General features: G+C 68.2%; 23 protein-coding genes. 12 read left to right on the top strand and 11 right to left on the bottom strand.

The genetic code is table 11. The annotated features are described in order from the left end of the window. Window positions 1-13: 13 nt before the first annotated feature. Both EJO66_RS21580 and EJO66_RS21575 read right to left on the bottom strand, forming a co-directional pair. Window positions 14-913, bottom strand: coding sequence for a DUF808 domain-containing protein (locus EJO66_RS21580; RefSeq protein WP_124955845.1), 900 nt, complete (start codon window positions 911-913; stop codon window positions 14-16). Window positions 914-998: 85 nt separating this feature from the next. After that, complete coding sequence (locus tag EJO66_RS21575; protein ID WP_125966046.1) at window positions 999-1,517, bottom strand: GNAT family N-acetyltransferase; 519 nt, start codon at window positions 1,515-1,517, stop codon at window positions 999-1,001. A gap of 93 nt (window positions 1,518-1,610) precedes the next feature. On the opposite strand from EJO66_RS21575, the gene EJO66_RS32620 reads away from it, so the two are divergent. Genes EJO66_RS32620 through EJO66_RS21565 form a run of 3 tightly spaced genes read left to right on the top strand, consistent with a single transcriptional unit; the run spans window position 1,611 to window position 2,331 of the window. After that, window positions 1,611-1,760, top strand: coding sequence for a hypothetical protein (locus EJO66_RS32620; RefSeq protein WP_164547877.1), 150 nt, complete (start codon window positions 1,611-1,613; stop codon window positions 1,758-1,760). Further along, the gene (locus EJO66_RS21570) at window positions 1,757-2,053 is read left to right on the top strand and encodes a VF530 family protein (RefSeq protein ID WP_124955849.1); all 297 of its coding nucleotides are present in this window, start codon (window positions 1,757-1,759) and stop codon (window positions 2,051-2,053) included. Before EJO66_RS32620 ends, EJO66_RS21570 begins: the two co-directional genes overlap by 4 nt. Continuing rightward, window positions 2,050-2,331, top strand: coding sequence for a 2Fe-2S iron-sulfur cluster-binding protein (locus tag EJO66_RS21565; protein ID WP_124955851.1), 282 nt, complete (start codon window positions 2,050-2,052; stop codon window positions 2,329-2,331). Before EJO66_RS21570 ends, EJO66_RS21565 begins: the two co-directional genes overlap by 4 nt. Window positions 2,332-2,349: 18 nt before the next feature. Here the strand turns inward: EJO66_RS21565 and EJO66_RS21560 are convergent, their stop codons facing one another. Beyond that, window positions 2,350-3,543, bottom strand: a complete 1,194-nt coding sequence (locus EJO66_RS21560) for an MFS transporter (RefSeq protein WP_124956776.1) — start codon at window positions 3,541-3,543, stop codon at window positions 2,350-2,352. 173 nt (window positions 3,544-3,716) lie between these two features. Here EJO66_RS21560 and EJO66_RS21555 point away from each other — a divergent pair, with 173 nt between their 5' ends. Then, window positions 3,717-4,391, top strand: coding sequence for an RluA family pseudouridine synthase (locus EJO66_RS21555; protein ID WP_124955853.1), 675 nt, complete (start codon window positions 3,717-3,719; stop codon window positions 4,389-4,391). Here the strand turns inward: EJO66_RS21555 and EJO66_RS21550 are convergent. The 5 genes from EJO66_RS21550 to egtB all read right to left on the bottom strand — a co-directional run bounded on the left by EJO66_RS21550 (window position 4,375) and on the right by egtB (window position 8,395). After that, window positions 4,375-4,818 carry a universal stress protein gene (locus EJO66_RS21550; protein ID WP_015866434.1) on the bottom strand — a complete coding sequence of 148 codons (444 nt, stop codon included), beginning with the start codon at window positions 4,816-4,818 and terminating at the stop codon, window positions 4,375-4,377. The two genes, EJO66_RS21555 and EJO66_RS21550, sit on opposite strands and share 17 nt — an antisense overlap. Before the next feature lie 107 nt (window positions 4,819-4,925). After that, window positions 4,926-5,678 (bottom strand): 2OG-Fe dioxygenase family protein, encoded by a 753-nt coding sequence (locus EJO66_RS21545; protein WP_124955855.1) that lies wholly within the window; start codon window positions 5,676-5,678, stop codon window positions 4,926-4,928. After that, on the bottom strand, window positions 5,675-5,959 hold the full coding sequence (locus tag EJO66_RS21540; RefSeq protein WP_124955857.1) for a DUF427 domain-containing protein: 285 nt from the start codon (window positions 5,957-5,959) through the stop codon (window positions 5,675-5,677). The genes EJO66_RS21545 and EJO66_RS21540 overlap by 4 nt, the downstream gene beginning before the upstream one ends. 162 nt (window positions 5,960-6,121) lie before the next feature. Next, the gene (egtD, locus tag EJO66_RS21535; RefSeq protein WP_124955859.1) at window positions 6,122-7,135 is read right to left on the bottom strand and encodes an L-histidine N(alpha)-methyltransferase; all 1,014 of its coding nucleotides are present in this window, start codon (window positions 7,133-7,135) and stop codon (window positions 6,122-6,124) included. Between the two features lie 3 nt (window positions 7,136-7,138). Beyond that, the gene (egtB, locus tag EJO66_RS21530; RefSeq protein WP_125966045.1) at window positions 7,139-8,395 is read right to left on the bottom strand and encodes an ergothioneine biosynthesis protein EgtB; all 1,257 of its coding nucleotides are present in this window, start codon (window positions 8,393-8,395) and stop codon (window positions 7,139-7,141) included. A gap of 188 nt (window positions 8,396-8,583) precedes the next feature. On the opposite strand from egtB, the gene EJO66_RS21525 reads away from it, so the two are divergent. Then, on the top strand, window positions 8,584-9,930 hold the full coding sequence (locus EJO66_RS21525) for an NAD(P)/FAD-dependent oxidoreductase (RefSeq protein WP_125966044.1): 1,347 nt from the start codon (window positions 8,584-8,586) through the stop codon (window positions 9,928-9,930). Between the two features lie 2 nt (window positions 9,931-9,932). Here EJO66_RS21525 and EJO66_RS21520 read toward each other — a convergent pair whose 3' ends face one another. Further along, window positions 9,933-10,457 (bottom strand): thermonuclease family protein, encoded by a 525-nt coding sequence (locus tag EJO66_RS21520; RefSeq protein ID WP_125966043.1) that lies wholly within the window; start codon window positions 10,455-10,457, stop codon window positions 9,933-9,935. 77 nt (window positions 10,458-10,534) lie between these two features. Further along, window positions 10,535-12,232, bottom strand: coding sequence for a long-chain fatty acid--CoA ligase (locus EJO66_RS21515; RefSeq protein WP_124955867.1), 1,698 nt, complete (start codon window positions 12,230-12,232; stop codon window positions 10,535-10,537). Window positions 12,233-12,465: 233 nt separating this feature from the next. On the opposite strand from EJO66_RS21515, the gene EJO66_RS21510 reads away from it, so the two are divergent. The 7 genes from EJO66_RS21510 (at window position 12,466) to EJO66_RS21480 (ending at window position 17,823) form a co-directional block, all read left to right on the top strand. Then, window positions 12,466-12,906 (top strand): OsmC family protein, encoded by a 441-nt coding sequence (locus tag EJO66_RS21510; RefSeq protein ID WP_028256202.1) that lies wholly within the window; start codon window positions 12,466-12,468, stop codon window positions 12,904-12,906. Between the two features lie 44 nt (window positions 12,907-12,950). Continuing rightward, the gene (locus EJO66_RS21505) at window positions 12,951-13,928 is read left to right on the top strand and encodes a Bug family tripartite tricarboxylate transporter substrate binding protein (protein ID WP_124955869.1); all 978 of its coding nucleotides are present in this window, start codon (window positions 12,951-12,953) and stop codon (window positions 13,926-13,928) included. 203 nt (window positions 13,929-14,131) lie between these two features. Next, entirely contained in the window at window positions 14,132-14,911 is a 780-nt protein-coding gene (locus EJO66_RS21500) for a GntR family transcriptional regulator (protein ID WP_124955871.1), read from the top strand. Next, the gene (locus tag EJO66_RS21495; RefSeq protein ID WP_124955873.1) at window positions 14,908-15,708 is read left to right on the top strand and encodes a transporter substrate-binding domain-containing protein; all 801 of its coding nucleotides are present in this window, start codon (window positions 14,908-14,910) and stop codon (window positions 15,706-15,708) included. The genes EJO66_RS21500 and EJO66_RS21495 overlap by 4 nt, the downstream gene beginning before the upstream one ends. Window positions 15,709-15,743: 35 nt before the next feature. Then, the gene (locus tag EJO66_RS21490) at window positions 15,744-16,400 is read left to right on the top strand and encodes an amino acid ABC transporter permease (protein WP_124955875.1); all 657 of its coding nucleotides are present in this window, start codon (window positions 15,744-15,746) and stop codon (window positions 16,398-16,400) included. Between the two features lie 18 nt (window positions 16,401-16,418). Next, a complete protein-coding gene (locus EJO66_RS21485; RefSeq protein ID WP_124955877.1) occupies window positions 16,419-17,072 on the top strand; it encodes an amino acid ABC transporter permease in 654 nt (217 codons plus the stop codon). Continuing rightward, window positions 17,056-17,823: an amino acid ABC transporter ATP-binding protein gene (locus EJO66_RS21480; protein ID WP_124955879.1), complete on the top strand. Its 768-nt coding sequence runs from the start codon at window positions 17,056-17,058 to the stop codon at window positions 17,821-17,823. Before EJO66_RS21485 ends, EJO66_RS21480 begins: the two co-directional genes overlap by 17 nt. 19 nt (window positions 17,824-17,842) lie before the next feature. Here the strand turns inward: EJO66_RS21480 and EJO66_RS21475 are convergent, their stop codons facing one another. After that, the gene (locus EJO66_RS21475; RefSeq protein ID WP_124955881.1) at window positions 17,843-18,808 is read right to left on the bottom strand and encodes a DUF72 domain-containing protein; all 966 of its coding nucleotides are present in this window, start codon (window positions 18,806-18,808) and stop codon (window positions 17,843-17,845) included. Between the last annotated feature and the right edge of the window lie 52 nt (window positions 18,809-18,860).

The following is an 18,860-nucleotide window of genomic DNA, read 5'->3' as shown; positions in this document are numbered from 1 at the left end:
GCAGGGTTCCCGCTCAGCGCCGGAGCTTCTTGACGAGTTCGACCACCGCCAGCACCACGGCACCGGCCACAAGGCCGATGCCCGCATTCACCCCCATCGACCCCAGCGCACCAAACACGCCGCCGGTGGCCGCAGCCCAGTCTTCGACGGCATGGCCGAGGGCCGGCACGCCGTGCACCAGGATGCCGCCACCCACCAGGAACATGGCCGCGGTGCCCGCAATCGACAGCCCCTTCATGAGCCACGGCGCCGCCGCGAGAATGCCGCGGCCCAGGGCCTGCGCAGCCTTGCTCGCCTGCTGGCTCAGGTAGAGCCCCGCGTCATCGAGCTTCACGATGCCGGCCACCAGGCCGTAGACGCCGATGGTCATGATCAGTGCAATGCCCGCCAGCACGGTGAACTGCGTGAGAAAGGACTGGCCCTGCACGGTACCCAGCGTGATGGCGATGATCTCGGCCGAAAGAATGAAGTCGGTGCGCACCGCGCCCTTGATCTTGTCCTTTTCGACCGCGACCACGTCGACGGCCTCGTCGGCCACGGCGCGCTCGTGGCGCGCGGTGTCGGCCTCATGCTCCTGCTTGTGCAGGAACTTGTGGGCGAGCTTCTCGCAGCCTTCGAAGCAAAGGAAGGCGCCGCCCACCATCAAGAGCGGCGTGACCAGCCAGGGCAGCCAGGTGCCGATGGCCAGTGCCGCGGGCACCAGGATGAGCTTGTTGACGAACGAGCCCTTGCACACCGCCCAGACCACCGGCAGTTCGCGGTCGGCCTTGACGCCCGCGACCTGCTGCGCGTTGAGCGCAAGGTCGTCGCCGAGCACGCCGGCCGTCTTCTTGGCGGCGACCTTGGTGAGGACCGAGACATCGTCCAGGACAGTCGCGATGTCGTCGAGCAGCAGAAGCAGGCTGGTGGCCATGGCAAGGGTCGGTGTGGAAAAAAGAAGCGGCGAGCTTAGCCGCAACCGCGGCGCCCGCCGGCAATACCCGTACGCGGCCGGCGCGTCAGGCGACGCTGCGCTTGAGCCGGATCTCTTCGACCCGCACGGTGCCCAGCGCGGTGGTCTTGGCGGTCTTCATTTCGCGCTTGAAGCCGGCGAGCTCGAAGAAGCGCATGGCGCGGTCGTTGCGGATGGGCACCCAGGCCGTGACCGTGGTGCAGCCCTCTTCCTCGAGGCCCTCGCGCGCGGCGTCCCAGAGGGCGACGCCGAGGCCCTTGCCCCAATGCTCGGGCTTGACGTACAGGGCCCAGATCTCGCCCGTGGTGGACGGCGTCTTGGGGTCGCGCGAGCGGTCGAAGCCGACGAAGCCGACGATCTCGCCGTCCTGCACCGCCACCTGCACCTGCGGCTCGCTGAACTCGATGGCTTCGCGCCACTTGGCTTCGCGGGAGGCGGGTGCCAGCACGCGCAGCTCTTCTTCGGGCAGGATGCCTTCGTAGGCAGCCTTGGCGGCCAGGGCATGGACTTCGGCGACGGCCTTGGCGTCGCGCATGGTGGCGGGGCGAACTTCGTAATCTGACATGAATGCGGGGAAATCAAAAGGAACTGCGTATTGTCGCCGCACCGCTAAACTGCCCGCTACTACGCCGCATACGCAGCATCAAAAGGAATCGATATGGCCAAGGGTCAACAGCGCGCAAACAAGGAAGCCAAGAAACCGAAGAAGGACACTTCGCCGCCCAAGCCGGCGGGCACCGGTGGCATCGAACCCGTCCGCACGATCACCACGGCGGTGATCCCGCGCGGCAAGCTCAAGAACAAGTGATCGGCGAGCCCCCCGCTGGGCCGGCCCCGGCTCCCGCCAAGCCGGCCCAGCCCCGCAACCCGCTGCACGGGCTCACGCTGGAGGCCATCGTGAAGGCGCTGGCCGATCACTATGGCTGGGAGCAGCTTGGCGAACTCGTTCCGATCCGCTGCTTCGCCATCGACCCGAGCGTGGGCTCCAGCCTCAAGTTCCTGCGCAAGACGCCATGGGCGCGCGAGAAGGTCGAAAGTCTCTATCTCTTCATGCTGCGCGAACAGCGCCGCGAGCAGCAGCAACAACCTCCGCAGCGATGAGGGTCCGGCTCGAACCGTCGGGCCTCGGCTTCGACGCCGAGGCCGGCACCACGCTGCTGAAATCGGCCGAGGCGGCCGGCATCGAAATGCCGAGTTCCTGCCGCAACGGCACCTGCCGCACCTGCATCTGCCAGTTGGTGGCAGGCTCCATCCGCCACACCATCGAATGGCCCGGCCTGAGCGCCGAGGAAAAGGCCGAGGGCTGGATCCTGCCCTGCGTGGCCGAGGCGCAGAGCGACCTCACGATCGATGCGCCCCAGGCGTTTTCGGTCTTCTGAAGGCCGCGGCGCTGCGCCCTACTTGGCCGCCGCGGGCATCGCGACCACCAACCGGTCGCGCTGCGCCAGCGACGGGAACAGCTTGAACCAGCCCAGCGCCACCATCATGGTTCCCACGCCGCCCACCACCACGGAGCCCACCGGCCCGAGCAGCGCCGCCGTGGCCCCCGATTCGAACTCGCCCAGCTGGTTGCTGGCGCCGATGAAGATCGAGTTGACCGCGCTGACCCGCCCGCGCATCGCATCAGGCGTCTCGAGCTGGACCAGGGTCTGGCGGATCACCACGTTGACCATGTCGGCCCCGCCGGACACCGCCAGCGCGATCAGCGAGACGATGAAGCTGCGCGAAATGCCGAACACCACCATGCACAGCCCGAAGAGCCCGACGGCCAACAGCAGCGTGCGGCCGATGTTGCGCTCGATGGGCCGGCGCGTGAGGGCGATCGACATCACCAGCGCGCCCACCGCGGGCGCTCCGCGCAGCAGGCCGAGCCCCCAGGGGCCCGTGTGCAGGATGTCCTTGGCGTAGATCGGCAGCAGCGCCACCGCGCCGCCCAGCAGCACCGCGAAGAGATCGAGCGAGACGGCGCCGAGCACCGGCTTGCGCTTCCAGATGAAATCGACGCCCGCGAACACCGTGGCGAGCGTGACCGGCTCGCGCGCGGCCGGCGTGTAGGCATAGCGCAGCCGCAGCACCAGCACGCAGGCCGCCGCGAAGCACAGCACGCTGGCGCCGTACACCACCGCCATGCCGGCCACGAACAGCAGGCCGCCGAGCGCCGGCCCGCCGATGATCGCGCCCTGCATGCCGGCCGAACTGAACGCCATGGCGCGCGGCAGCATCGCGGGCGGTACCAGCAGCGGCGTGAGCGCCTGCTGCGCCGGCATCTGGAAGGCCCGCACCGCGCCCAGCACCAGCGACAGCCCCAACAGCAGGCCGCGCGTGTCGAAGCGCTGTACCACCGCGAGCAGCAGCACCAGCGCCACCAGCCCCTGCACCGCAAAGCAGGCCGCCACGATACGGCCGCGGTGGTGGCGGTCGACCACGTGGCCGGCCAGCAGCGCGAGCAGCAAGGCCGGCACGAACTGGTACAGGCCCACCAGCCCGAGATCCCACGCGCTGCCGGTGAGCTCGTACATGTGCCAGCCGATGGCCACCAGCAGCATCTGCGAGGCCGCGGTGCCGAAGAGCCGTGCCACCCACATCTGCATGAACGGGCGCTCGCGCCGGAGTTCGGTAAAGCCCGGGGAAACGGGAGCGGGGGCGGGAGAGGCAGGGCCGGACATCTGTTCGAGGATAGCCGAGGCTTCATGAGCTTCGCATGAGCGCAGCGCCAAGGTGCAGCAGTGAACGCGGGCTCTGCTCTCTACACTCCGGGCTACCCATGCCGGACATCGACCTCATCCACGAAGACGCCCACCTGCTGGTGCTGAACAAGCCCGCCGGCCTGCTCTGCGTGCCCGGGCGGGGCGAAGACAAGCAGGACTGCCTGAGCGCGCGCGCCATGCGGCGCTGGCCCGATGCGCTGGTGGTGCACCGGCTCGACATGGCGACCAGCGGGCTGGTGCTGATGGCGCGCGGCGCGGCCATGCAGCGTGCACTCGGCGACGCCTTTGCCGAGCGCCGGGTGCACAAGCGCTACCAGGCCATCGTCGACGGCGCGATGCCGGCGCAGGACGAATGGTCGGTCATCGATGCGCCGCTCATGGCCGACTGGCCGAACCGCCCGCTGCAGAAAGTGGACCCCGCCGGCAAGCCCAGCCTCACGCGCTGGCGTGCGCTGTCTTCGGCTTCAGCACCGGATGGAAAGACCGAGGCCACGCACCTGCTGCTGGAGCCGCTCACCGGGCGCTCGCATCAATTGCGCGTGCACCTGCTGTCGATCGGCCATCCGATTCTGGGAGACGCGCTCTACGGCAGCGCCGATGTGCAGGCGCGTGCGCCGCGCCTGCTGCTGCATGCCAGCGAACTGGGTTTCGTGCACCCGGTCACGCAGCAGGCCCTTTGCTTGCAGAGCCCGCCCGGTTTCGATTTCTCTTCCCTTACAGCCCGCCCTTGACCACGAGCACCGGCATGGGCGCATCCTGCAGCACGCGCTGCGTGACGCTGCCCAGCAGCAGCTTCTCGATGCCGCTGCGCCCGTGGGAGCCCATCACGATCAGGTCGGCCGCAATGGCAATGGCGGTGTCGACGATGCCTTCGTGCACCACGTGGCCGTCGATCACGCGCTGGTCGCTGTGCAGGCCTTCGGCGGCGAGTGCCGCCACGCCGCGCGCGAGCGCCGCATTCGCGCTCGCGGTGGCCGCGGCCAGGTATTCGTTCTGGCCCAGCGCGTAGTCCGCACCCACGCCGATGAAGGGATAGTTGTCGATCACGTGGATCAACGTGATGCGGCTTCCGAACGCCAGCGCCAGGCCGCTGGCCTTGCTGACCGCGAGCATGGAAGTTTCGGAGCCGTCGATCGGAACCAGGATGTGATTGAACATGGCGGACCTCACTTTTTCGTTCGCGGACAGGCGCGGCTCGCAACCGAGCCGGGCCCCGAATTTAACCTCTGCGCCGGGCAGTGGCTGTAGGACTCAAGCCAGCGGGATCAATCCCCCTGGAAACCCCCGGCGCGGCAGGTGACGACCAGCGTGTCGCGCCAGCCCGCGCCGCCCTCCTCGAGCGGCTGGATCGGCGTGGACTCGTGGATCACGCGCGCGTCGTCGAGCAGGAGCAGCGACCAGGGCTCGGTCATGGTGAAGCGCTCGCCGCGCCGGCCGCTGGCTTCGAACACGCGCGTTTCGCCGCCCTTGATGCCGCTGCGCCCGACCAGCGCCACCGCCACCAGGTCGACGCCGTCGCGGTGCGCGCCTTCGGGCGTGGGCCGGCCGATGCCGCCCGCGGTGTCGATGCGGAACTGGTGCGCCTCGACGAACCACGGCTGCGCCGCCGCCGCGCCGCGCATGCCGCTCGCGGCTTCGCCCAGGCGCTGCAACAGACGCAGCCAGGCCGGCTGCGCCACGGTGGCTTCGTGCATGGGCGCGAACCAGCGCTGCATGCCGCCATGCAGCGCGTTGTATTCGACCGGCTGCCAGTGCGCACGGTGCGGCGCCTGCGCGATCGAATCGCCTTCGACCGTGAAGCAGGCGTGGCGCCGCGTGCGATAGCGGCCGCCGTCCTTCAGGTATTCGTCCGGCGGAAGATCGCTCCAGTCGGCATGCAGCGCTTCGAGTTGCGCAAGCGGCACGCCCAGCCAGTCGCTCACGCCTTGCGGGCTCAACACGGCATAGCCTTGTTCGCGCAGCGCGGCCTGCAGCTCGGCGGGCTGGATGAATGGTGGGGCGAATGCGGCCGTGGTCACGACGCAGTGACTTTCACGTCCTTCCAGAACGCCACGCGGTCGCGGATTTCCTCGGCCTCGGGCTTCGGGTCGGCGTAGTACCAGGCGGCGTCGGTGTTGAGCTCGCCGTTGACCAGCAGCGAGTAGTAGCTGGCCGTGCCCTTCCACGCGCAGGTGGTCTTGTGGTTGCTGAAGGTCACGTGGTCGCGATTGAGCGAGCTCATCGGGAAATAGTGGTTGCCTTCGACGAGCACGGTGTCGTCGCTTTCGGCGATGGTGACGCCGTTCCAGGTTGCTTTCATGTCTTGCACTCCAAGGGGGAGGTGGCGCGGGGCGCAGTTTGGCGGTGCGCTGCCGCACGGGGAAGGGATATTGTGCCCGTTGCTTTTGGTGGGGATTTTGTGTGGCTTATGGCTTTGAGTTCGGGGGCCGGGTCTCGCCCCGGCCCCGACCCTCAAAACAATTCAAGCCCCCAGCCAATGCACGCTGAAAAGCCTCTCCGGATCCGTCCACACCGCCCCCGGCCGGAACCCCGCCTTCACCGCCAGCGCCCGCAACCCTTCCACGGTGAACTTGTGCGAGTACTCGGTGTGGATGGTCTCCCCTTCCTCGAACGCAAACCGCTCGCCGTTCAGCGAAACGATCTGGGCCCGCCGGCTCACCAGGTGCATCTCGATGCGCTGCTTCGGTGCGTTGTAGAACGCCGCGTGCGCAAAGCCCTCGAGGTCGAAGTTCGCATCGAGCTCGGCGTTGGCGCGCCGCAGCAGGTTGAGGTTGAACGCCGCGGTCACGCCCTGCGCGTCGTTGTAGGCCGCATGCAGGCGGGCCGGGTCCTTCACCAGGTCGACGCCGATCAGCAGCCCGCCGCCGCGCAGCATGCGCGCCGCGAGCTGCAGGAAGGCCAGCGCCTCGTCGGGCTCGAAATTTCCGATCGTCGAGCCGGGGAAGAATCCCACCCGCTTGCCCGCACCTGGCAACGGCGCCGGCAGCACCAGCGGCATCGTGTAGTCCGCCGCAATCGGCTGCACCGCCAGCTCCGGGTAATCGGCCCTGAGCCGCTCGGCAGCGGCCGCCAGGTGCTCGCCAGAGATGTCGATCGGTAGGTAGCGCCGGGGCGCCTCGAGCGCATCGAGCAGCAGCCGCACCTTGGTGAGCGAGCCGGCGCCGAACTCGACGATCTCGGCGCCCGGCCCCACCTGCGCGGCAATCTCGCCTGCGCATTCGCCAAGAATGCGCAGCTCGGTGCGCGTGGGGTAGTACTCGGGCAGTTCGCAGATGCGGTCGAACAGTTGCGAACCCGCGGCGTCGTAAAAATACTTGGGAGAAATGCTGCGCGGCCTGCGCGCAAGGCCCGCCTGCATCTCGCGGCCGAACTCGGAGAGCGCCGCACTTTCCGGGGCGGCGGGCGCGGCAGGGTGGCGCTGCTGCTGCTGGGCGGCGGCAAACGAAAAGGAGGACGAGGAGCTTGGATTGCGCATGATTCAGATGTCTTTCGCGAGCCGCAGCCCCGAGAACTGCCAGCGCGCCGCCGGCGGAAAGAAATTGCGGTAGCTCGGCCGCGAGTGCCCGGGCGGCGTGGCGACGCTGCCACCCCGCAGCACCAATTGGCCCACCATGAACTTGCCGTTGTATTCGGCCGCGATGCCGGGCATGGGCCTGAACCCGGGATACGGATCGTAGGAGGAGCGCGTCCACTGCCAGACGTGGCCCGTCATCTGCGAGATGCCGGGCGCATCGAAGGCCGCTTCCCATTCGAATTCGGTCGGCAGGCGCGCACCGGCCCATTCGGCATACGCGGCGGCCTCGTAGAAGCTCAGCTGCGACACGGGCGCGTCGGCCTCCATCGGCCGCACGCCATGCAGGCCGAACACCTGCCAGCCGCCCTGCGGCTGCTGGCCTTGCAGCCGGGGATCGTCGGCGGCCAGCCAATAGGCCGGATGGCGCCAGCCCTGCGCCTGCACCGCCGCCCAACCGTCGGAAAGCCAGAGCTCGGGGCGCTGGTAGCCGCCATCGGCAATGAACTGTGCATAGTCGCCGCAGCTCACCAGCCGGTCGGCAATGGCATAGGGCTGCAGCAGGGTCGCATGGCGCGGCGTTTCGTTGTCGAAGGCAAAGCCCTGCTGCGGCCCCTCATGGCCCACCTGCACCATGCCGCCGGGCCGCGGCAGCCAGTGCATGGCCGGCGGCACGGCGGCCAGCCGCAGCGCGGGCCCTGCCGCTGGCCTGTAGGCGGGCAGCAGCGGGTTGCACGACAAGGCATGCAGGATGTCGGTGAGCAGCAGCTCCTGGTGCTGCTGTTCGTGGTGCAGCCCGAGCGTGACGATGGGTTCGATGGCCGCCCAGCCGCGCTCGCCATCGCCGCCGTCCAGCAACGCAAGCACCGCCTCGTCGACATGGGCACGGTAGGCATGCACCTCGTCCACGGAAGGGCGCGTGAGCAGCCCCCGCTGCGGGCGGGGATGGCGCGGCCCGAGCGCTTCGTAGTACGAGTTGAAGAGGTAATGGAACCGCTCGTCGAAAGGCCGGTAGCCCGCCGCATGCGGCTGGAGCAGCACGGTCTCGAAGAACCAGGTCGTGTGCGCGAGATGCCATTTGGTCGGGCTCGCGTCGGGCATCGACTGGATGCACTGGTCTTCGGCGGAGAGCGGCGCGGCGAGTGCCAGGCTGGCGGCGCGCACTTCGCGGAACCTGTCGCGCAGTGCGCTCGCCGCCTGGGTGATCGGCCGGGAAAGCGTCATGGTGTCTCCAGTCGGGTCAACCGCAATTTGTAGCCGATGGCCGCTGCAAAGGCGCGTAGGACAAGTTCGCGCCCTTGGCATGCCGTGCGGCCCCGGGCCACGGGCAACCATCGGTGGGGGGAGCCACTTTGGCACAAGATCGGCCGGCTTGCAGGGCGGCTGGGTATCGGCTGCGTATCATCTGTTCGATGCAAACGACCAACGCCTCCGCTCGCCCCCATGTCGTCATCGTCGGCTGCGGATTCGGCGGACTCGAAGCCGCCCGCCGGCTCGAAAGCGCCGACGTGGACGTGACGGTGATCGAAAAGACCAACCACCACCTGTTCCAGCCCCTGCTCTACCAGGTGGCGACCGCCGGCCTGGCCGCGCCGTCGATCGCGGCGCCGGTGCGGGCCCTGTTCCGCGCGCAGCCGCGCATCACCACGCTGCTCGGCGAAGTGAGCGCCATCGACCCGGCGGCGCGAGCGGTCCGGCTGGCCAACGGCAGCCTGGTGAGCTACGACCACCTGGTCGTCGCGGCCGGTGCCACGCACAGCTATTTCGGCCATGACGAATGGGCGCCCGTCGCGCCCGGCCTGAAGACGCTGGCCGACGCCTTCGAGATTCGCCGCCGCGTGCTGATGTCGTTTGAGGCGGCCGAAACCGCAACCGACCCGCAGCGCCGCCGCGCCCTGCTCACCTTCGCGGTGATCGGCGCCGGCCCGACGGGGGTCGAAATGGCAGGCACGCTGGCCGAGATTGCCAAGCACACGCTCGCCGGCGAGTTCCGCCACATCGACCCCGGGAGCGCGCAGGTGCTGCTGATCGAAGGCGGCCCACGCGTGCTCCAGGCCATGCCCGAGAGCCTGAGCCAGAAGGCGCTGGAGCAGCTCCAGCGACTCGGCGTCGAGGTGCGGCTCAATGCGCGCGTGACCGCCATCGACGCCACCGGCCTCGAAGTGGAGGCCGGCGGCGCCGCCGGCGGCGCTTCTGCCACCAGCTACCGCATCGACAGCAACTGCGTGGTGTGGGCGGCGGGCGTGGCGGCGTCGCCGCTCGGGCGCATGCTGGGCGAGGCGACCGGCGCCGAATGCGACCGCGCGGGCCGCATCAAGGTCGAGTCCGACCTGAGCCTGCCCGGCCATCCCGAGATCAGTGTAGTGGGCGACCTGGCCGCGGCACTGAGCTATGCGCCCGGCAAGCCGCCCAAGCCGGTGCCCGGCGTGTCGCCCGGCGCCAAGCAGATGGGCCGCGCGGCAGCCGCGAACATTCTTCGCCGGATCGCGGGCGAGCCGACCGAGCCTTTCCGCTATCGGGACTACGGCAACCTGGCCACCATCGGCCGCAATTCGGCGGTGGTGGACCTGGAAACGCCCTTCGGCCCGCTGCGCTTCAGCGGCCGGCTCGCATGGCTGTTCTGGCTGTTCGCGCACGCGTACTTCCTGATCGGGTTCCGCAACCGCATCGTGGTGATGATGGACTGGGCCAGCGCCTACTGGAGCTTCCAGCGCAATGCGCGCGTGGTGGCGGACGTGCAGGGCAAGAGCGAGTCCTAGGCTCAGAACAGGAAGCCGTCCGAATGGTCTTCGCGCTGGCGGCGCCGCCATTCCCAGGGCGGCTGCGGCCTGGCACCGGCCCACAGGCCCAGTCGCTGCGCACGCGCGCTGTCCTGCAGCTTGAACAACCCGCCGCCGCGGCGCGTGGCGATGCCGTTGAAGTCGTACACCCAGGCCCAGCCTTCGGCCACCATCCGGGTGCCGGCATCCTCGCCGTTGCAGCGCACGTCGGCCACCGTGCGGCCGTAGCGGTCGGTGTCGCGCTCGGTGATGACCGCCTGCTCGAAATAGCAGATGCGGCTCAGCGCCTGCCTGCTGCGCTGGCCGTAGGGCTGCGCCCGCTCCGGCGCATCGATGGCGGCAATGCGCACCTTGACCTCCTCGTAGGCACCGAGGCGCCCGCAACGCGCGGTGAGCGTGTCGCCGTCGCTGATGCCGACCACCAGGCAGGTCCGGGACGAAGAAGCGGCCTGCGACAGCAACGGCAGCAGCGCAAGACAAACGGCGAACGGGAAGCGCAGGCGCATGGGCAGGAAACCGGGCGGCGGTCAAAGCCCCGGATTCTCGGCGCGAAACGCCCCGGCCCGGGCGCATGAACCCGCTGTTACCGGTCGGCGTTCTCGTCTTCCTGCAGCAGCCGCCACATCACCTTGCCGCTGCCGCTCTTGGGCAGGGCGTCGACGAACTGCACCTTGCGCGGGATCTTGTAGACCGCCATGTTCTCGCGGCACCAGTCGATGATCTGCTGCTCGGTGGTGTCCTTGTGCGTGGCGCGCAGCACCACCACCGCCTTGACCGATTCGCCGCGGTAGTCGTCCCGGGTGGAAATGACGCAGGCCTCCTGGATCGCGGGATGGCGGAACATCAGCAGCTCGACCTCGGCGGGCCATACCTTGAAGCCGCTCGCGTTGATCATGCGCTTGAGGCGGTCGGTCATGAAGAAGTAGCCGTCCTCGTCCATGCGGCCCATGTCGCCCGAGCGGAAGAAGCGCTTGCCCCCGAACTCGACGAAGGCTGCCTGCGTGGCGTCGGGACGCTTCCAGTAGCCCTGGAACACCTCGGGGCCGTGGATGATGATCTCGCCCGATTCGCCGATCGGCATTTCCTTGAGCGTGTCGGGGTCGACCACGCGCGCATCGGTGCTCATGAACGGAATGCCCAGGCATTGCTGCTTGGGGTTATCCGACGGATTGGTGTGCGAGGGCGCGGCGGTTTCGGTGAGGCCGTAGCCCTCCTGGTACTTGAGGCCGTACTGCTCGAAGAGGCGCTGCGCCACGGCCTGCGGCATGGCCGCGCCGCCGCCGCCGATGTGCGTGATGCTCGACAGGTCGTAGCTCGCGAAGTTCGGGCTGGCCATGAGGTCGATCACCATGGTGGGGATGTTGGTCCAGCTCGTGACCTTCCAGCGCGAGATGAGCCGGCCCGCCACCTCGCGGTCCCAGCGCGGCATGATGACCAGCGTGGCCGCGGCCAGGATGGAGGTGTGCATCATGCTCACCACGCCCGTGATGTGGAACATGGGCACCACCGCCAGCACCACCGCCTCCGACGTGGCCTGGCCCCAGAGCTGGCTGGCCACCGCGTTGTGCATGAGGCTGGAATGATGGTGCACGCAGCCCTTGGGCAGGCCGGTGGTGCCGCTGGTGTAGGGCAGCAGCGCCATGTCGTTGGCACCCACCACGTGCTCGGGCGCGGCATGGCCCGCGGCAAGCGCATCGGTCCAGGCCATGGCCTTGCCGCCCGCCAGTTCGGGCAGCGGATGGCGCGTGGCGAGCCACTCTTTCCATGCCGGCGCCGGAGCGTCGTCGCCGCTCGCATCGGCGTCGAAGGCGTCGGTGAACTGGGTCACGATCATGTGGGCCAGTTGCTGCGCGGACGGCAGCGCGTTGCTGGCCTTGGCCAATTCGCCGGCCAGGTCGCCGGTGGTGATGGCGACCTTGGCGTCGGGGTCGACGATGTAGTGCTTGAGCTCCTCGGCCCGGTTCATCGGGTTGACCGGCACCACCACCGCATTGGCGCGCAGGATCGCGAAATGCGCGATCACGAGCTGCGGGCAGTTCTGCATGTCCAGCACCACGCGGTCGCCGCGCTTCACGCCCAGGGCATGCAGCATGCCGGCCAGCCGCTCGACCTGGTCCGCGAAGCCGCGGTAGCTCAGCACCCGGCCGAAGAAGACCAGCGCGGCCTTGTCCGGGTAGCGCGCCGCCGAGGTTGCGAGGTTGTGCCACAGCGAGGTGGCGGGGACGGTGATCGAATGTGGCAGGCGCTTGGGCCAGAACTTGTGGTGCGGGCGTGGTTGCATGGTCAAGGCGAGGCGGAGGGAGGGGAGAAAGAAGACAGGCCGCAGCCTAAGCCGAGCCGTGCGCCGCTCCCATCGGGGAAGCCCCCGGACGCGTCACCTTGGCGACGCCCTGCCCGCCATTGCTCGATGCTCGCGATCTTCATCGCATGCGATTTGCGACTACAGACAAGCGCGGCGTTCCGCGCGATACCTGCGTCTCCCATCACCCACCACCCGACCGAAGGAGAGTTTTCATGGCAGCAGACAAGCACGCAAGCGTTCACTGGGAAGGCGCCGGCAAGACCGGCAAGGGCCAGGTCAGCACCGAGACCGGCGCCCTCAAGGACTACCCCTACGGCTTCGCCAGCCGCTTCGAGGACGACAAGCGCGGCACCAACCCCGAGGAGATCGTCGGCGCGGCCCATGCGGCCTGCCTGACGATGGCCTTTGCCTTCGCGCTGGAGAAAGAGGGCTTCACCGCCACCCGCATCGACACCAAGGCCGCGGTGCGGCTGGCCAAGGACGGCGAAGGCTTCAAGATCGACCGCATCGCGCTCGAGCTCGACGCCGCGGTGCCCAATCTGGAAGAAGCGAAGTTCCAGCAGATCGCGGCCGCCGCCAAGGCCGGCTGCCCGCTGTCGAAGGCGCTGGCGAGCGTGCCGGAAATCACGCTGAAGGCCACGCTCGCCGGCTGAACCGCTGCTTATGATCGTCTCCACTTAAAAAGAGGAGACGATCCATGACCCGACCTGCGCGCGCCGCCCTCCTGGCGGTTTTTTCAATCGCCTCGCTCGGCGTCGGCGCCGCCGCCATGGCCGCCTACCCCGACAAGCCGATCAAGGTCGTCATCGGCTTTCCGGCCGGCGGCCCGCTCGACCAGCATGCGCGACTTCTGACCGACAAGCTGCAGGCTGCGCTGGGCCAGCCGCTGATCGTCGACTACAAGCCCGGCGCGGGCGGTTCGGTGGGTGCCGATGCGGTCGCCAAGAGCCCGGCCGACGGCTACACGCTGATGCTGGCCAACACCGGCGTGGCCGTGATCAACGGCGCGCTCTACAGCAAGCTGCCCTACAACACGCAGCGCGACTTCGTGCCCATTGCGCGCACCGCGATGCAGCCGCTGGCCCTGCTGGTCACGCCCAGGCTGCCGGTGCAGAACCTGCGGCAGTTCATCGACTACGCCAAGGCGCGGCCCGGACAGGTCAACTACGGCTCGGCCGGCAACGGCGGCATCAGCCACCTGGTGCCCGAGATGTTCAAGACCGCCACCGGCATCTTCATGGTGCACATCCCGTATCGCGGCAGCGCCCCGGCCTTCGCGGACCTGATGGGCGGGCAGGTGCAGTTCATGGCCGAGTCGATTCCGCAGGCCGCCAACTACCACAAGCAGGGCAAGGTGCGCGCCCTGGCCGTGACCAGCCGGGAGCGCAACCCCGCCCTGCCGGACGTACCGACGGTGATCGAGTCGGGCGTCAAGGGCTTCGAGGTGGTGGGCTTCTACGGTTTCTTCGCACCGAAGGACACGCCCAGGGACGTGGTCGCCAGGCTCAGCGACGCGTTCAAGCAGGTGCTGACGAGCGCCGAGGTGCGCGACCGGATGGTGAGCCAGGGCGCGGACCCGGCCTACCTGGGCAGCGAAGATTTCGCGCGCTTCCTGGCCACCGAGACGCCGCGCTGGGATAAGGCGGTGAAGGCTTCGGGCGCGCGGATGGATTGATCGCTGGCTTTTCAGGGGCTCCTTCGGGGCCCTCTTGTTCAGGGAGCGCGCCCTGAACGGCAGAGCCCTGAAAACAGAGCCCCTGGACACCCCAACAAGGCGCCAAGACTCACAAGCGCGCACCACCGCCACGCAGCACCAACCCATTTCGGTGCACACATCTTGCATACCAGTTGGCACAAAAGCTGCTGGTATGCATGCCAATGTCTACATCCGCATCCGAAATCAGTGCACGCATCGTCGAGGCGGTGATGGCGCAGAAGCTCGCACCAGGCTCGCGCCTGGGCGAGCAGCCGCTGGCCATGCTGTTCGACTGCAGCCGCACCATCGTGCGCGAGGCCCTCACCCGGCTGGCGGCGCGCGGCATCGTCACGGTGAGTGCGCGGCGCGGCTGGTTCGTGATCGAACCCTCGCAGGACGAGGCGCGCGAAGCCTTCGAGGCACGCCGCGTCATCGAGCTCGGCCTGATCCGCAGTACGGGCAGCACCGGCAAGATCGACAAGGCCGCACTGCGCCAGCTGAAGGCGCACCTGCAGCGTGAAAAGGCCGCACTGAAAGAGAGCGACGTCGGCAACCGCAGTTTCCTGCTCGGCGACTTCCACGTGTGCCTGGCCGAATGCCTGGGCAACACGCTCTTGGCCGACACGCTGCGCGACTTCACCGCGCGCACCACGCTGATCGCCATGCTCTACCAGTCCACGCACGACGCCGTGCAGTCCTGCGAGGACCACGTGCAGATCGTCGCCGCCCTCGAGCGGGGCGACCACGCCGCCGCCGAGGCGCTGATGGCTGCGCACATCGGCACGGTGCAGTCGGCGCTGCGCGTGCAGGCGCCCACCGATCCGCTCGCACAGCTGCGCGACGCGCTGGCGCCGCTGCAGCAGAAGAAGAAAACCACCGCGGCCGGCCCCAGGCGGCGCAAGGCGGCCGCGCCCTCTCCCGACGACACCGATTCATCGACTTACCTAGGAGCCCTGCTATGACTTTCTCTTCGTCCAAACGCCACCTCTCGCTCGCGCTTGCATCCGTTGCCATGCTGGCGGCGGCAGGTACTGCCCAGGCCCAGAACGCCCTGGACAACGTGCTGAAGGCCAAGACCATCAAGATCGCCGTGCCCACCGACTATCCGCCCTACGGCTCGGTGGACAGGAACATGAAGCCCCAGGGCCTCGATGTGGAAATGGCCGAACTGATCGCCGCCAAGCTCGGCGTCAAGGTCGAGCTGGTGCCCGTGACCAGCGCCAACCGCATTCCCTACCTGCAGACCCGCAAGGCCGACCTCGTGATCTCCACGCTCGGCAAGAACGCCGAGCGCGAGAAGGTGATCGATTTTTCCTCGGCCTACGCGCCCTTCTTCCAGGCCGTGTACGCGGCCAAGAGCATGAAGCTCACCAGCTTTGCCGACATGGCCGGCAAGACCGTCGCCGTGACGCGCGGCGCAATGGAGGACCAGGAACTGAACAAGGTGGCGCCGCCGAACGTCGACTACCGCCGCTTCGAGGACAACAACGCGACCATTGCGGCCTTCGTTGCCGGCCAGACGCAAACCCTTGCCACCAGCGCGGCGGTGGCCGGCGACATGCTCGCCAAGAACCCGAAGGTGAGCGCCGAATTCAAGCTGCTGCTGAAAGACAGCCCCTGCTTCGTCGGCGTGGCCAAGGGCGAAACCGCCTTGAAGGCCAAGGTCAATGAGATCATTGCCGCCGCCAAGAAGGACGGCACGCTGGACGCCATGTCGAAGAAGTGGCTCGGCAAGGCCGCGGGCGACCTGCCGGTCTGAGCCTCGCTCGCTGAACCTCGAACAAAGGCGCGGCCATGGAATTCGACTTCGGTGCAGTTCTCGTCGACTGGCGGCTGCTCGCCAAGGGCATCGCGTGGACGGTCGGCTTGACCGCCATCGCCACCGTCATCGGCATGGCCGTGGGCGTGGCCTGCGCCTGGGCGCGCGCCAGCGGGCCGGCGTGGCTGCGCTGGGTGGTCGGCAGCTATGTGGAACTGATCCGCAACACGCCCTTCATCGTGCAGCTGTTCTTCATCTTCTTCGGGTTGCCCGCGGCGGGCGTCAAGCTCACGCCGGAGGTGGCGTCGGTGATCGCGATGGTGTTGAACCTCGGGGCCTACGCCACCGAGATCATCCGCGCCGGCATCGAGGCCACGCCCAAGGGACAGATCGAGGCGGCCGTGAGCCTGGCGCTCGACAAGGTGCAGGTGTTCACCCGCGTGGTGCTGCCGCCGGCGCTCAAGAAGGTGTGGCCCGCCATGGTGAGCCAGATCATCATCGTGATGCTGGGCTCGGCCGTGTGCGGACAGATCTCCACCGAGGAACTGAGCTACGCGGCCAACCTCATCCAGAGCCGCAACTTCCGCGCCTTCGAGGCCTTCATCGTCGCCACGCTGCTCTACCTGGCACTGGCCGTTGCGCTGCGCAGGCTGCTCAACTGGGCCGGGCCGAGATTCTTCTTCGGCCGCTGAACGCAGGACGCCACCACCATGGTCGATTTTTCTCTCTGGGACATCCTGCGCAACCTGCTGATGGCGCTGCGCTGGACCGTCGTGCTCTCGCTCATCGCCTTCATCGGCGGCGGGCTGGTGGGCGCGCTGCTGCTGTTCCTGCGGCTGCGCGGCGGCAGCGCCATGGGTCGCGCCGTCGGCCTCTACGTGCAGCTGTTCCAGGGCACCCCGCTGCTGATGCAGCTGTTTCTCGCCTACTTCGGCATTGCGCTGTTCGGCATCGACGTGTCGGCATGGGCTGCGGCCAGCGTGGCGCTCACGCTCTACACCAGCGCCTTCCTCACCGAGATCTGGCGCGGCTGCGTGGCCTCCATTCCCAAGGGCCAGTGGGAAGCTTCGGGCAGCCTGGCGCTGAGCTTCAATGAGCAGATGCGCCACGTGATCCTGCCGCAGGCGGTGAAGATCGCGATCGCGCCAACGGTCGGCTTCCTGGTGCAGGTGATCAAGGGAACTGCGCTCGCCTCGGTGATCGGTTTCGTCGAACTCACCAAGGCCGGCAGCATGATTTCGAACGCCACCTTCCAGCCCTTCGTGGTGTTCAGCTGCGTGGCGCTGCTTTACTTCGTGCTGTGCTTCCCGGTAAGCCTGTACGCCAAGAATCTCGAGAGGAAATCCCATGGCCGCCGTGCTTGAACCCCCGACCCTTGCCGCGCCGATCGTGCGCGTGACCGCGCTGCGCAAGTCGTATGGCGCCAACGAGGTGCTCAAGGGCATCGACCTCGACGTGAAACGCGGCGAGGTCATTGCCATCATCGGCAAGAGCGGCTCGGGCAAGAGCACGCTGCTGCGCTGCATCAACGGGCTCGAGGTGTTCCAGGAAGGCTCGCTCACGGTCGATGGCAAGCCCTTGCTGCACGAGAGCGCCATGGCCATGCGCGAGCTGCGCCAGCGCGTGGGCATGATCTTCCAGAGCTTCAACCTGTTTCCGCATCTCACGGTCGGCAAGAACGTGATGCTCGCCCCCACGCTGGTGAAGAAGCGCAGCGGCATGGAGGCGGCTTCGCAGGCGCGCAAGCTGCTCGAGCGCGTGGGCCTGGCCGAAAAGTTCGACGCCATGCCCGAGCAGCTCTCGGGCGGCCAGCAACAGCGCGTGGCCATCGCCCGCGCGCTGGCGATGGAACCCGCCGTGCTGCTGTGCGACGAGATCACTTCGGCGCTCGACCCCGAACTGGTGGGCGAGGTGCTGCGCGTGGTGGAGTCGCTGGCCGACGAAGGCATGACGCTCCTGATGGTCACGCACGAGATGAGCTTTGCGCGAAAGGTGAGCGACCGCGTCATCTTCATGCATCAGGGCCGCGTGCACGAGATGGGGCCGCCGGCGGACATGTTCGGCAATCCGCAGACGGCCGAGCTGAAGCAATTCCTTTCGTCGCTGCACGACTGAGGCGGGACCCAGCGCCGCGCTACTTCCTGCCTGCCCGCGCACGCGCCGGCTTTCGCGCGGCCATGTCCGGCGGCAGGCCGAAGCGGTCGTCCGCCCCCAGGCCGGTGGCCACGCCGAGCCGGGCCGCCAGGTGTGCGGCGTCGCAGGGCGCGTGCACCTTGACATCGTTGTCGAAGTAGCAGAAGACGTCGCGCCCCTTGCGTCCGGAGAGCCGGCGCGAAGGCGCGATCAACCTTGCGTCCTTCACCTGGCGTCCATGGCGCCAGGCATCGATGCGCTCGGCCCAGCGGTCGAGCGCGGCATCGTCGTAGCCGCTCGCGTAGAGCTCCTTGTCGCCGTGCAGCCGCATGTAGATGAAGTCGGCGCACAGGTCTTCGAGCAGCGGCCAGCGCCCCGCCGTGTCGGCGACGACCAGCGCGACGCCATGCCGGCGCAGCATCGCAATGAAATCCGGATTCGCGAAGCTCGCATGGCGCACTTCCACCGCATGCCGGATGCGCAGCTTCGCGGGCGCCTTCAGCAACGTGCGGTCGTCGGCAAGCTTCTCGTTGTGCTGCCGCGCCAGCCCGAGGGCGGACCGGCCGTCCCGGGGCAGCAGTGCCAGAAACTCCTCGAGGCGATCGGCGTCGTAGGCGAACGACGGCGGCAACTGCCAGAGAATGGGCCCGAGCTTGGCGCCCAGCGCGAACACGCCCGATGCAAAGAAGTTGGCCAGCGCACCGCGCGGTTCCTTGAGCCGCAGGTTGTGGGTGATGTAGCGCGGTCCCTTCACCGCAAACACGAAATCGTCGGGCGTCGCGTCGTGCCATGCCTGGTAGGACACGGGGCGCTGCAGCGAATAGAAAGAGCCGTTGATCTCGATGGTGGGCAGCATGCGCGATGCGAAGTCGAGCTCGAGGCGCTGCGCCAATCCCTCAGGATAAAAGCGGCCGCGCCATGGCGCGTAGCGCCAGCCAGAAATTCCGATTCGCGTGGCGCCCTGCATCGTTCGTCTTTTTCCTGCCGAGGCCTCGAACCTGGCCTGCCGGGCGTCGCCG

The sequence above is a fragment of the Variovorax beijingensis genome (assembly GCF_003951285.1).
GTDB lineage: Bacteria > Pseudomonadota > Gammaproteobacteria > Burkholderiales > Burkholderiaceae_C > Variovorax > Variovorax beijingensis.
Note: the sequence above shows the minus strand (reverse complement) of the source record. Positions and strands in the feature narration are given on the sequence as shown.